The organism is Streptomyces olivochromogenes (assembly GCF_001514115.1).
Taxonomy (GTDB): domain Bacteria; phylum Actinomycetota; class Actinomycetes; order Streptomycetales; family Streptomycetaceae; genus Streptomyces; species Streptomyces olivochromogenes.
In genome coordinates this window covers 134,931-148,177 of sequence record NZ_KQ948474.1, presented here as the reverse complement: position 1 = coordinate 148,177, position 13,247 = coordinate 134,931, and the positions used below count along the sequence as shown (strand labels likewise).

Sequence of the window (13,247 nt, the reverse complement as noted above, 5' to 3'; positions counted from 1 at the left end):
TAAGTCAAGCCCGGCGCCCGCCGCCGGTCACTCGCCCCGGGGCGGGCGCCAGTCCACCGGCGGCGGCAGCGTGCCCTGCGCGATTATGTTCGCGTAGACGCTCTCCAGCGCCTGGCTGAGCGGCCCGACAAGCTCGCGCGGCAAGCCGTCGAAGAACAGGCGACGCACGAGTTCCACGTGTCCCAGAGCCGCGGCCTCGAGCACCTTCCGGCCGTGTTGGGTCAGACTCACCTCGGTCACGCGCCGGTCGTTCGCAGACGGGCTGCAGCTCACCAGTTCCCGCTTGGCCATCCGCCGCACGTGGTGCGAGACCCGGCTGCGCTCCCAGCCGATCTGCGCGGCCAGCACCGTGATCGGCATCAGGCCCCCGTCGGCGACGCTCAGGGCCGTCAGGACATCGTAATCCGGCAGGGACAGATCGTCGTCGGACTGCAGCTGGCGATTCATCTCGTAGGTCAGCCGCAGCTGTACCCGGATGTACGCCAGCCAGGCCCGTTGCTGTTCGCCGTCGAGCCACCCGCCCTCGGGCGCCGGCGCGCCACTGTTGGCATTGCGTGACATGTCACCTATACTTTCTGTCTAGCACCACCGTCGAGGCGTGCCGCTCCCCTATCATCTCGCGCCGATCGCCAGGAGCAGGAGGTATCCATGCCGTACGCAGCAGTGCTCACCGGATACGGATCGCCCGAGACGCTCGTGTGGTCAGAAGTCGCCCTGCCCGCACCCGGACCTGGTCAGATCAGGATGCGCGTACACGCGGCGGGAGTCGGCCCGACCGACCTGAAGATCCGGCGCGGCGACCTCCGAGAGGTCTTCCCGCTGCCCGACCCCGCCGTTCTCGGCTTCGAGGCCGCCGGCACCGTCGACGCCCTCGGACCGGGCGTGACTGGCGTGTCGCTGGGTGACGAGGTCGCCGCCCAGCTGCCCACGCTCGGCGGGTACGGCGAATACGCCCTCGCCTCGGCCTGGACCGTCAAACCGGCCACCGTCAGCTGGGCCGACGCCGCAGCGCTGCCCGCCTCGGCCGAAGCCGCCGTCGGCGTCCTGCGCCAACTCGGCGTCACCTCCGGCGAGACCCTGCTCGTCCTGGGCGGCGGAGGCTCGGTCGGCGTGATCGCCACCCAACTGGCCGTATCCCAGGGCCTCACAGTCTTCAGCGCCACCGGCCCGAGCGACGAGCAGTTCGCCAAGGATCTCGGCGCGATCCCGGTCCGCTACGGATCGGCGCTCCTTGCGCAGATGCGCGCGCACGTCGGCAAGGTGGACGCCGTCTTCGACGCCGGAGGCAAGGGCGGCCTGCGCGACGCTGTCGAACTCGCGGGCGGCCCCGCGCGCGTGATCACCCTCGCGGACGAGCACGCGGCCGACTTCGGCGTCGCACTCTCCGCCCCGACCCCGGACCGCGCTCCCGACGCGGTCGAGCAGACCATGCCACTACTCGCTTCCGGGCAACTCCGCCTGCGTGCCCAGCGGCTGCTGCCGATGCGGGACGCCGCGCAGGCGCACGCCCTCCTCGAAGTGGGCACAGCGCACGAAAAGCTCATCCTCACCTCTTAGCGGCCTATCGCAGTGCACTGTTCAGATCAACCGCAGGAGGAGCCAGATGGAGAGCCCGATCGAGGTAGTGCGCAGGTTTTGCGCGGCGTGGTCGGACAACACTGGGGCCGCCGAGCTGGCAGCATTTTTCACCGACGACGCCATCTACCACAACATCCCGCTGGCGCCGATCACCGGCCGGGAGGCCATCGCCAACACCATCACCTCGTTCATCCGCCCTGGCCCGCCAGGCATTGAGCACATCGAGTTCCGCGTCATCAACATCGCAGCCAACGGACCGGTCGTGATGACCGAGCGGGTGGACGTCTTCAGGCTCACTGACAAATCGTTCGAACTGCCGGTCATGGGGACCTTCGAGGTCACTGACGGCAAGATCAACGCCTGGCGCGACTATTTCGACATGAACCAGTTCACCAGCCGGATGGGATAAGGCTGGACCTCATCAGCGCTCGAGTCCACCGGCAGCTTCAAGTTGGAATTCTGGGCGTTTAGTTGGTCTTGGGAAGTATTCCCCCGATAGTGCAGCGCAGGGATGCGGGAAGGGCCGCCGGACTCGACGATGCGGCGCGTGTCCTCGATGCCGTCCATGCTGGGCATGCGGACGCGGGGTCTCCCCGGGCCGAGGGCTGCTCGAGCGCCCTGACGACGCAGGCGCGGTCGACATGGTGTCGGTCGCCGCCTGGCGGAAGGGATTCCGGTTCGGCTGCGTGGAGAGTGGCGTGGTGTCAGTGGATGGTGCTGCCCGCGCCCCACTCGCTCCACGGCCATGGTCCAGTCGCTGAGGCCGTTGTCCGGTGCCAACGTGGTCTTGTCCTCGGAGTTCTTGACGATCACGACGTCACCGATCATCGAGTTGTCAAAGAGCCACGCGGCGGGCTGCTTGCCGTCGCCGCCTTTGACGTCCTTCAGGCCCACGCAGCCGTGGCTGGTGTTGACCTTGCCGAAGAGCGAGTCGGCACCCCGGTAGTTGCCGTGGATGAAGGTGCCCGAGGCGGTCAGGCGCATGGCGTGCGGTACGTCCTTGATGTCGTACGCGGGCCTGCCGTCCTTCTTCATGAGGCCGACGCTCGCACCGTTCATATGGATCTGCCTGAACTTCTCGGAGATGACCATCTGACCGTTGTACGTCGGGTGCTCGGTGCTGCCGGACGAGATCGGGATGGTCTTGATCGTCTTGCCGTCCCGTACGACGGTCATCTGCTTCGTCTTGGCGTCGACGGTGCTGACCTGGCTCCGATCCCGAAAGCGTGGTCCAAGGACCGATCCGGATCGCTCCGCGCACCGTGTCTCTGATAGAGGGACCTTTTCGACCGTAGATGAGGAACTGCTGCGCACTCTGTACGCGGAGCACGCAGGACCCCTGTTCCACTACGTGCTGCGACTGACCTCAGGAGACTGGTAATGGGCGGAGGACGTCGTGCAGGAGACGCTGCTGCGAGCGTGGCAGCATCCCGCCGCGTTCGACCCGTCACGCGGCCCGGCCCGGGCCTGGCTGTGCACGGTGGCCCGGCGCCTGGTCATCGACGCCCACCGGGCCCGGCAGGCCAGACCGGCCGAGGTCGGCGGCGAGGCGCTGGAGCGAGCAGCCGAGCAGAAACCGGGCTAGGACGAGATCGAGCAGGCACTGCAGAGCTGGGCGGTGGCCGACGCCATCCGGTCACTGTCCCCGGACCACCGCGTCGTCCTGCTGGAGACCTACTACCGGGGCCGGACCATGGCGGAGGCCGCACAGGCGCTGGGCATCCCGCTGGGCACCGTGAAGTCGCGGACGTACTACGCCCTGCACGCCCTGCGGCTGGCGCTGCAGGAACGGGGCATCGAGCCATGACCGTGGCGGGCAGGGGGCGGTGACCATGAGTGCGGAGCACGACGCCTTCCGGCTGACGCTGGGAGAATACGTCCTGGGCACACTGCCCTCGGCCGACATGGCACAGCTGCGCGTCCACCTCGCGGCATGCGCCGAATGCCGGGCCGAACACGTCCAGCTGGCGGGATTGCCTGCGCTGCTGGCGACGGTGACCGAAGCCGAAGCCTCAGGCCAGACGGTGCCGACGGCCGACAGGGACCTGACCGACCGGCTGGTGGCACGGGCAGCCGAAAGCGCGCAGGGCTCCCTGCCCGAACGGCCCGCCGCGCCCGCGGTGTCGCAGACGCCAGAGGGGGGTGTGCTGGAGAGGCTGCTCCAGCAGGCCGCGGCCAGGCGCCGCAAGTCCTGGCGTCTGCAACTTGCTGGCGCTGCAGTCTCGCTGACGCTCATCGCGGCAGCGGCCGGCGGCACATGGCTGGCGGCTGTCGGATCCGTGGGCAGTCAGGCGAAGCCACCCGGGCCGACTGCCTGGCGCACTTTCTCCGGAAGCGATCCCACCACCGGTGTCTCCGCCTCGGTGAAGGTCTCGCCCTCTGCCTGGGGCAGTGTCCTGCAGATCTCGGCCAAGGAGGCACCCGCCGGAATCACCTGCCGGCTGCAGGCGGTCGGGCCCGGCGGGGCCAGGGCGGACGGCGCTACCTGGCGGGCAGGCGAGTACCCTCCCGGCACCACGATCCCAGGAGCGGTCGCCATGGCTCCGGGAGCCATCGAGCACTTTGAGATCCTCGCGGGCAACGGTCAGAAGCTGGTCACCATTCGGGCGTGAGGCCAGGCCGTGGCGGTCATGTCACGGCACGGCCCGGCCGCCCAGTGACATGACGACAGCAGCCGGGCGGCCTCAAGACCGGTGGACCGGGTGAGTGGGCCGACGGGGCGTGCACAACTCTACTTTTCCCCGAAGTCCGTACCGCCCGGAGAAGAGGATCCGGCACGTCTGCACGCCGAGGACCGCGACCCAGCCGAGATGCGGGCAGGGATGTCCGTCCCGCTCTACGGCGCGACGCTCCCGCAGGGCCGTCCGGAAGACCACGGGCGAGGGGACCGAGCTGCCGGTGCCCGGTCCGGCCGTGCGGCAGCGAGCTCTGGGCAGAGGCGGCTGAGCCCAGACAGGCGCCGGCATTGACATGACTCGTAAGAATCCGAACAAAAGATGCGAATAGCTCGAACCGTCCGGCATGCGTCATCCGTGGAACTGAATGAGCGCGCCCATGCAGGATCAGGATCCGGCCTACCGACCGCCCCCGAAATTATTTGCGGTCACCCCGTGCCGGTCTCAGCCAATCCACAGAAGAGCCAGAAGACCATGTTTGTGACCGATTCCGCCAGCTCGACTTCACTGCTTGGCCGGCCCTGCCGCCGCCAGGCACTGCGCACCCTGCCGGCGCAGGAGGCGCACGTCTCCGCCGCCCGTCACTTCGCGGCCGATTTGCTGGAGACCTGGAGTGTGCCCACAAGCGAGAGGGACTCCGCCGTTCTCATCGTCGACGAACTCGCCGGCAACGCAGCCCAGTACGGCCATGAGCGCATGACCCTGCTGCTCGCCCTCGACCACGACACTCTGCACATCGTGGTCACTGACTCCGGCGCGGCCGTGGAACGCCATCGCCCCGACATCGCCCCGGACGAACACGGCCGCGGCACCGGCATCGTCCAGTACCTCGCCCAGTCGACCGAGATCCACCAGACACGTAGCGGCCGCGAAGTCCGCGCCAGCCTGAGGTGCTCGCCATGACCGGACCGTACGCTCCGCACGAGCTGCGACCCCCTGCCGGGGCCGGAACTGCAGCACAGCGACGGGCTACCGGGCGCGGCCGCGGCGCCGGGTCACCCGACGCCCCCGCCGAGCGGGTCTTCGCGACCCACGAGCCGTGCCCCATCGACGGCCGCCCGGGCCCGGTCCACCTACCCATGCGGTCCACGGCACACCCATCGGCCCTCGATCACGGCGGCCCCCACCACGACACGGTGCTGTGTCAACGCTGCGGCGCCGGCCTCTGCGTACCGGCGGAGGTGTGAGCGTGGACGTCACCCCGAACAGCGGCAAGGGCATCGACGCCCCGCCTCCGCACGAGGCACAAACGAATGCGCCAGATCTGCGCCGCGAGATGCACCAAGTGCTCGTCCTCGGAGCCGAACGCGCCTGGCTGCTACGCCGGACCGCCCTCATGGACCGGATGGCCCTGGACGACCCCGGCCCCTGCCCGGTCGCAGAAGCCGCCGAACAACTCCTCCGCCACGACCGCCGCCATCCCGACCTGGCGGCCGGCCCGCACCACTCCGACACCATCACGCTGGCGTGGCTGGCCCAGATGAGCCACGTGCATGACCGCCAGTTGCCACAGCCCACCACCAGTGACAAGGAGCCACAGAACATGGGTGGAAAGCAGAAAACACTCGCCATACTTGCCGGAACCGTCCTGGCAGCCGGACTCACCAGCCCGGCCTTCGGGTCCACCACCGCTCACTCGCCGGCCCTGCGCACCGCCGCGACGGGGTCGGGGATGTCGGTCGTGGAGTGGAACCGCGAGCTCATCACCATCCTCGGCGATCCGAAGGCGCAGCCGTCCACCGTCCAACCCACGCGCAGCTTCGCGCTTCTCCAGGCCGCCGAGTACGACGCCGTGGTATCGATCACCCGGGCCGGCCCCGCCTACGTGTTCTCGGTGTCGGCGCCAGGAGGCGCTCGTGCGGATGCCGCAGCGGACCAGGCGGCCCACGATGTGCTGGTCGCCCTGTACCCGGCCAAGCGCGCAGGCGTGGACCAGCGGCTGAGCAGCCAGTTGTCCGCGATTCCGGGCGGCCCGGGCAAGCAGGCGGGCATCGGTGTGGGAGCCGCGGTCGCCCGCCGACTGATCAGCCTGCGGTCCAACGACGGGTCCTCAGCCGAGCCGCCGCGGTTCCGCCCCGGCAACAAGGCCGGTGACTACCGGCCCACCCCTCCCAAGTTCCCGGCACCGGTGTTCACCAACTGGGGCTCGGTCAAGCCGTTCGTGCTGGCCAGCGGACGCCAGTTCCGCCCGGCACCGCCGCCGGCCGTAAGCGGCGCCGCCTACGCCACCGCCTTGAACGAGGTCCAGAGCCTGGGGAGCAAGACCAGCACCACCCGCACCCCCGATCAGACGGCAGCCGCGAAGTTCTGGGCGGCGGCACCTGTCTGGAACGTCTGGAACCAGGTCGCGCAGGGCCTTGTCACCTCCCAGAACGCGAGCCTGGAGAAGGCGGTGAAGGTCTTCGCCCGGCTCGACCTGTCCCTCGCCGACACCACAATCGCGATGTACGACGCCAAGTACGCCTACCGCGTATGGCGGCCCGTGACCGCCATCCGGCTCGGCGGTACGCACTACAACCCGAGCATCGTCGGCGATCCCAACTGGACTCCCCTGCTGCCGACTGCACCGGATCCGTCCTATCCCGGCGCTCACGGCGCTCTCAGCCAGGCTGCGGCAACGACGCTCGCCGGGTTCTACGGTGCGCGGCATCATCTCGCGGTGACATCGAAGGGCGTCACCCGAACCTTCGCCGGCTTCCAGGACGCCGCCACCGAAGCGTGGCTCAGCCGGATCTGGTCCGGCCAGCACACCTCCCTCGACAACCGCGCGGGCCAGCAACTCGGCACCCAGGTGGCCGATTTCGTGGCGCGTCATCTCTGACCGCCCCCGCCGCGCGACAACCATGCGCAGCATGGCAGTGGCCAGAAGCCAGTGGTCCCGGCGCATCGGGTACCACTGGCTCGGACCACGCTCAGAGAGCGGCCGTCTTCCGCGCCGAGGGCCCGCAACTGCTGGCCGGCAGGCCGGGTGTCCGCTCATAACTGATCCCTACGTTGTTCTGCGGGACGCGGTGAGCCCTTCGTATGGTTCACCCACCCAGGGGCGCTGAGTGTGGCTCTAACTGATCTGCTGCTCGGAGCTAGAAACGATTGGCCGCTCGGCGCCCCAAGACGACTCGGCTGCCAATTAGGAATCGCGAATGATCGCTGAGTAGGGATCTGACAGCGAGGTCGTCCGTGGTAGGCACCCGCAGCGCACTGTACGGAGGCACCGCATGGCCGCGATCTGGGCCGGCATCGACGCAGGAAAGACCCACCACCACTGCGTTGCGATCGATGAGGGTGGCCGCCGGCTGCTGTCGCGACGCGTCGCCAACGATGAGCCCGACCTTCTCGAGCTTCTCACCGACGTCCTGGCCCTGGGCGACGAGGTGACTTGGGGAATCGACCTGGCCGACGGCGGATCCGCCCTGGCCATCGTAATCCTCCTCAACCATGACCAGCTCGTCCACTACATCTCGGGCCGAGCCATCCACCGCGCCTCCGAAAGCTACCGCGGTGAAGGCAAGACCGATGCCAAGGACGCCGCAGTCATCGCGGATCAGGTTCGTATCCGGCGTGACCTCCAGCCCTTACGACCCGCCGACGAGACCATCACCGACCTCAAGATTCTCACCAGTCGGCGCATGGACCTGGTTGCGGACCGCACCCGCACCGTCAACCGGCTGCGGGCGCAACTGTCCGGACTCTTCCCCGGCCTTGAGCGGGTTCTGGACCTCACGAACACCGGCCCACTCACCCTGCTGACCGGCTACCAGACCCCCGCTTCCCTGCGTCGACTCGGTACCAAACGGCTGGCGACCTGGCTACGCAACCGCAGCGTTCGCAACGCCGACCAGCTCGCGCAGACGGCCTCCCGGGCAGCTGAGCGCCAGCACACCAGCCTGACCAGCGAGAGGCTGACCGCGCAGATGGTGCACACGCTGGCGAAGGAGGTGATGGCTCTCAATCTGCAAGTCGCCGAGCTCGACAAGCTCATCGAGGCCCGGTTTCGCGACCACCACTACTTCGACGTGATCACCAGCATGCCCGGGCTGGGCATCATCCTTGGCGCCGAGTTCCTGGCTGCCACCGGCGGAGACATGACCGTCTTCGGAACCTCCGACCGCCTCGCCGGCTTCGGCGGCGTCGCGCCGGTTCCACGGGACTCGGGCAAGGTCAGCGGCAACCTGCGTCGGCCCCAGCGATACAACCGCCGCCTCCGACGCGTCTTCTACACCTCCGCGCTGTTCAGCATCCGACGGAGCGAGGAGTCTCGCCGCTTCTACGATCGCAAACGGGCCGAGGGCAAGCCCCATACCCAAGCTTGGGTCTCAGGGCGGCAGAGTTCTGCAGGTGTCAGATGATCTTGTGCCTGATGACCTGTGGGAACGGGTAGCCTCGCTGCTTCCCCGCCGCCCTCCGCGGCGCCGACGCTGTCCGGGTCGGCTTCCGGCGGACGACCGGGCTGCCCTGCGTGGGATCGTCTACGTGCTGTGCAAGGGCGTGAGCTGGGCGGATGTCTCTACCGAGAGGATCGGCTGCAGCGGAGTCACCGCCTGGCGGCGGTTGAGGGACTGGACCGAGGCCGGTGTCTGGCCTCGTCTGCACGAGGTCCTTCTGGCGGAATTGCGGGCGGCCCGTCTGCTGGACATGGACGACGCGGCAGTGGACGGCTCGCGTGTCCGGGCTCTCAAAGGGGGGCTCACACCGGACCTTCGCCGGTCGACCGCGCACGTCCGGGCAGCAAGCACCACCTGATCACCGACCGGCACGGAACACCACTGGCCATCTCGCTGACCGGCGGAAATCGTCATGATGTCACCCAGCTGATACCGCTGCTGGACGCGATACCGCGCATTCGCGGAGTCCGGGGTCGTCCGCGTCACAGGCCGGGCCGGCTGTATGCCGACCGCGGCTACGACTACGACAAGCCCCGCCGACTTCTCCGGGCCCGCCATCACACCGAAGATCGCACGCAGGAGCACGGCCCACGGCTCCGGCCTGGGCAAAACCCGCTGGGTCGTCGAGCGGACCTTCGCCTGGCTCCACCAGTTCAAACGCCTGCGGATCGTTACGAGATACGCGCCGACCTTCATCTCGGCCTGCTCCAACTCACCTGCAGCATCATCTGCTTGAGGCGACTCCGAACCTCATACTGAAACGATCAGTAAGGGCTGGCTTCCGCCGTCGCCACCGCCCGCGACATGAGTCATCCTTGGGGAGAATCTGGGGAGTACGGAGCCTGCTGGGGAGCGCGTGGGGAGAATCGGCTAGGTAAAGTCACACGACCCTGAAAGACGCTGAAAGACTCATCGCTGCAGGTCAGAGGCGGCGATGGCAGTATCGTTGCACGTCAGATCCATCCGGTGGACAACTTCACGACGGAGGTGTCCAGGACGATCAGAGGCCGCCTGTGCTTCACGGTGTCCACCTCACCGAGTCGGCCCGGGAAGCCGTCGATTCGGCCGGGCAGCGGCCCGCGTGCTCGGCCGCCACTCCTATCGCATCCGAACGGCTCGCCGCGCGCCTCACCCGTGACGGGCGAGGGTGGTCACCTGGTACGGGTTCACAGCAGCCGCAGCTCGCGCGCCCGGCGCACCGCTTCGTTGCGCCGGTTCACCGCCAGTTTCCGGTAGACGCTCTTGAGGTGGGTCTTGACCGTGTTCACCGACACGCAGAGGTCGGCCGCGATGTCTTCCGTCGACATCATCTGGGCCAGTCGCCGCAGAACGTCGCGTTCGCGTTCGCTCAGCTCCTGCACGACGAGCGGCGCGGGCGTTTCGAGCCGGGGCGCCTCGCCGGTCGTCAACCAGCCCGCGGCCAGTGGGTGCAGTGGCGTCGTGCCCAGGAGACGTCGGATCCACGGTCCGGCCTCGAGGAAAGGACGCCGCAGCCGCTCGCGCCGGGCCTCCAGGAGCGCCTGGCCCACGAGCTTGCCCGCGGCGGCGGGGTCACCCGCCTCCAGTGCGGCCTGCGCCCGGGTCAGCGTGGCCCGCACGGTCACGGCCGGACCGGCCGGGCCCTCGGCGCGCAGACGGTCGAGCAGGTCGAGCGCGGCGGCGGGGCGGCCCGCCGCCAGCTGGGCCCGCGCGGCCTCCACCACACAGGCCGGCTGGTCGTCCGGCACCTGTCGCAGCACCTCGGCGGCCGCGTCCGGTCGGCTCTCGGCGAGGTGGGCGGCGGAGGCGACCAGAGCGGCATGAGCCTGCGCCCAGGGTGATGCCACATCCGTGGAAACCGCCGGGTGCACTGCGGCCAGGGCCGCTCGGGTCTTGCCTCGGGCCAGCAGCAGGCGTGCCGTCACGAGGGACCGGGCCGTGGCCGGCACCGGGTCCCGTGTCGCCAGGCGCGAACCGACCGTCTCGTCGAGGAGGGCTTGGGCCTGATCCAGTTCGTTCCGGTCGACGGCCACGGCGGCCAGGACCACCCGCGCGATGTCCGAGCCGGACGGCCCGCACAGACCGAACCGCTCCGAGTCGGTCGTCGCCGCCAGTGCCTTGCGCTCCGCCCTGCCGAGCCAGCCGTTCAGGTAGTCGATCAGCGCCAGGTGCCCCAGGGACTCCTCTCGCGGAAGCGCCGTCGAGGCCCCGCCGGGACAGCCCGCCGCCGCGGACAGCGCGGTGCGGGCGTCCTCGAAGCGCCCGGCCCACAGGCGCGTCGAGCCCAGATGGGTCAGCAGCAGGGCGATGAGTTCGGGATGCTGCCCTAAGAGGTGGGCGGGAACCTCGTGTCTCAGTTCCTCGGCCGCCTCCGCGGCCCTCTCCGCCTGGAGCGGGGACCCGGCCAGACGGGCCGCCAGAGCCTCCAGCAGCGCGCAGCTCAGCCGTGCCGCCGCGGGGCCGGGCACGTCGGTGGCCGCGTCGGGCACGTCCGCGGCCAGGCTCGCCTCGGCGTGGTGCAGACGGGCCAGACCGCGGTCGAGGTCGCACTGGGACAGGTCCCGGGCCGCTCGGACGACGTCCGTCGCGGGGCTCGTGGCCTCGGGTCCCATCCGGGAGAACAGCTCGGCCAGCTCGTCACGGCGCAGACCGGTGAAGAGCTGTCCGATCGCCAGGCCGTCGACGAAGGCGCCGGCGGTGAACTCCCAGTCGCCCGCGGCGGCGCCGTGGGCGATCGTCTCCGGGAGGAATCCGGAGCGCAGCAGCCACCGGGCGGCCCGCCGGTGGAGTTCGGGCTCCAGTCCAGGACAGCGCTCCCGCAGATGGGCGCGGAGGATCTCCCCGAACAGCGGGTGGAGCCGGTACCACGAGTGTCCGAGGTCCTCGACGAACGCGTTCTCGCGGTGCAGCTCGGCCAGAATGGGCTCGGCGTCGGTGCGATGCGTCAGCGCGTTGGCCAGATCGGGGCAGAGGCGCTCCAGGACGCTGACCCGCAGCAGGAGGTCCTGGGTCTCGGCAGTTCGCCGCTTGAGCACCTCGGCCAGGAGGTAGTCGGCGACCGTACTCCGCCCTGCCTCGAATTCCTTCAGGTATCTCTCCGGATCCGGGCTCTCCCGCGCGGCCAGGGCGCACAGCCGCAGGCCGGCCGCCCATCCGCCGGTGCGGTCCACGAGTGCCCCCACCCCGTGCGCGGGCAGGCGCAGGCCGTGCAGCTCCAGGAGTACGGCCGCCTCCTCGGGGGTGAAGGCCAGCTCCGCGTTCCGGATCTCCGTCAGGTCACCGGCCGCCCGGTAGCGGTGCACCGGCAGCAGCGGCTCGGTGCGGGTGACGAGGACGAGGCGCATTCCCGGTCCGGCATGGCGCAGGACGAATTCCAGCTGCTCCGCGATCTCCGGCGCGGTCACGCGGTCGTATTCGTCGAGCACGACGATCGCCGGCCGGTCGCGTCCGCTCAGCTCGGCGGCGAGCCGTGCCAGCAGTGTGCGGTCCACCCGGCTCGCGTCGGCGGGACAGCGATTATCGCTGGGCACCGGCACGCCCGAGGACCGCAGGGCCTGGAGCACGTACGCCCAGAACATCCCGGGCTGCTGATCCGCCGTGTCGGCGGTGAACCAGGCGACCGGCCGCGCCAGCCCGGCGACCCACTCGGCGACCAGCAGGGTCTTACCCGCCCCGGCCGCTCCGTTGACCACCGTCAGCGGGGTCAGCAGCGCCTTGTCCAGGTGTTCGACCAGCCGCTCCCGCCGCAGGAAGGTGACGGGCCTCGCCGGCGGGGCGAACCGCGTGCGCAGAAACGGGTCTCCCATGGGATCGACCCATCCGACGGTCGACCCCTGGCCGCTCTCCTCGATCCCAGCCATGGTGCTCGCCATTATCCCGTCAGATCACGGGCGGCGCTCTTCGCGCTCCTGTCGTGGTCAGCACCGGTTCGGGGAGCGGGTCCGACGCCGACGTCCCGGTGGCCGGGTCGGCGACGGTGCCCCTGGAGCGGCTCCCCTCCTCGGCGTCGTCCTCGGCCCCGGCCGCCGTGCCGGAGCCGCCTGGCTCACCGACCACAGCATCGTCGGCAAACGTCGAGAAGACATGGACGCCCTTCACCGGGGTGCTCGAAGCCGTCGAAGGCAACGGCATGACCGCCATGTGCGGGGCCGCGGTCGGCGGCGGGTCGATCATGTATCACGGCCTGACCCTGGAGCCGGCCAAGGCGCACTTCGCCGCGTTCCTGCCGGTGGCGGCGGACCTCTACGACGAACTGAACCAGTGGGCCTCTCCCACGGTCGCCCGGATGCTGGGCATCTCCACCGTCCCGTACGACGTCCTGATCTCCGACCCCTACAAGTCCTCGCGCCTGTTCCAGGACATCGTCCCGAATGCGGGCCTGACCCCGTTCAGGGTGCCGCTGCCCATCGACTGGAGCTATGTCCGGGGCGAGTTGCAGGGCCTGTACGAGCGACTCGAACAAACGTTGGGCCCTGTCCGTCGACCGCGTCGACACCGGCGCCACGGTCCAGGAGCAGATACGGATCACCGCGGACGCCGTGTTCCTCAACGCCGGTTCCCCCGGCACGGCCCGACTCCTGGTCAAGTCGCGGGCCAGGGGCCTCGTCCTCGGCCACAAGTGCCTGCCGCCAGG

9 protein-coding genes and 3 pseudogenes are annotated in these 13,247 nt (G+C 69.6%); 8 read left to right on the top strand and 4 right to left on the bottom strand.

Going from position 1 to position 13,247, the window contains the following annotated elements:
• Positions 1-27: 27 nt before the first annotated feature.
• Positions 28-561 carry a MarR family winged helix-turn-helix transcriptional regulator gene (locus AQJ27_RS42280; protein ID WP_067381444.1) on the bottom strand — a complete coding sequence of 178 codons (534 nt, stop codon included), beginning with the start codon at positions 559-561 and terminating at the stop codon, positions 28-30.
• Positions 562-648: 87 nt separating this feature from the next.
• Between AQJ27_RS42280 and AQJ27_RS42275 the strand changes: the two genes are divergently transcribed.
• Positions 649-1,557, top strand: coding sequence for an alcohol dehydrogenase catalytic domain-containing protein (locus AQJ27_RS42275; protein WP_067381441.1), 909 nt, complete (start codon positions 649-651; stop codon positions 1,555-1,557).
• Positions 1,558-1,603: 46 nt separating this feature from the next.
• Positions 1,604-1,987: a limonene-1,2-epoxide hydrolase family protein gene (locus AQJ27_RS42270; RefSeq protein ID WP_067381439.1), complete on the top strand. Its 384-nt coding sequence runs from the start codon at positions 1,604-1,606 to the stop codon at positions 1,985-1,987.
• Positions 1,988-2,282: 295 nt separating this feature from the next.
• Here the strand turns inward: AQJ27_RS42270 and AQJ27_RS42265 are convergent.
• A pseudogene (locus tag AQJ27_RS42265) lies at positions 2,283-2,793 on the bottom strand (L,D-transpeptidase); the annotation flags it as partial.
• 91 nt (positions 2,794-2,884) lie between these two features.
• Between AQJ27_RS42265 and AQJ27_RS42260 the strand changes: the two are divergent.
• From AQJ27_RS42260 to AQJ27_RS53340, 6 genes and pseudogenes are all read left to right on the top strand, one after another.
• Positions 2,885-3,385: pseudogene (locus AQJ27_RS42260) on the top strand (sigma-70 family RNA polymerase sigma factor).
• A 25-nt stretch (positions 3,386-3,410) separates the two neighbouring features.
• Positions 3,411-4,190, top strand: coding sequence for a zf-HC2 domain-containing protein (locus tag AQJ27_RS42255; protein ID WP_067381436.1), 780 nt, complete (start codon positions 3,411-3,413; stop codon positions 4,188-4,190).
• A 543-nt stretch (positions 4,191-4,733) separates the two neighbouring features.
• The gene (locus AQJ27_RS42250) at positions 4,734-5,156 is read left to right on the top strand and encodes an ATP-binding protein (protein WP_425275265.1); all 423 of its coding nucleotides are present in this window, start codon (positions 4,734-4,736) and stop codon (positions 5,154-5,156) included.
• 286 nt (positions 5,157-5,442) lie between these two features.
• Positions 5,443-7,074, top strand: a complete 1,632-nt coding sequence (locus tag AQJ27_RS42245; RefSeq protein ID WP_096240327.1) for a vanadium-dependent haloperoxidase — start codon at positions 5,443-5,445, stop codon at positions 7,072-7,074.
• 394 nt (positions 7,075-7,468) lie between these two features.
• Positions 7,469-8,599, top strand: coding sequence for an IS110 family RNA-guided transposase (locus tag AQJ27_RS42240; RefSeq protein ID WP_067381433.1), 1,131 nt, complete (start codon positions 7,469-7,471; stop codon positions 8,597-8,599).
• Positions 8,589-9,394: pseudogene (locus AQJ27_RS53340) on the top strand (IS5 family transposase). The gene AQJ27_RS42240 and the pseudogene AQJ27_RS53340 overlap by 11 nt, the downstream one beginning before the upstream one ends.
• 407 nt (positions 9,395-9,801) lie before the next feature.
• Here the strand turns inward: AQJ27_RS53340 and AQJ27_RS42230 are convergent.
• A complete protein-coding gene (locus AQJ27_RS42230; protein WP_067381498.1) occupies positions 9,802-12,474 on the bottom strand; it encodes a winged helix-turn-helix domain-containing protein in 2,673 nt (890 codons plus the stop codon).
• A gap of 19 nt (positions 12,475-12,493) precedes the next feature.
• On the bottom strand, positions 12,494-12,787 hold the full coding sequence (locus AQJ27_RS56830; RefSeq protein WP_067381428.1) for a hypothetical protein: 294 nt from the start codon (positions 12,785-12,787) through the stop codon (positions 12,494-12,496).
• Positions 12,788-13,247: the final 460 nt, after the last annotated feature.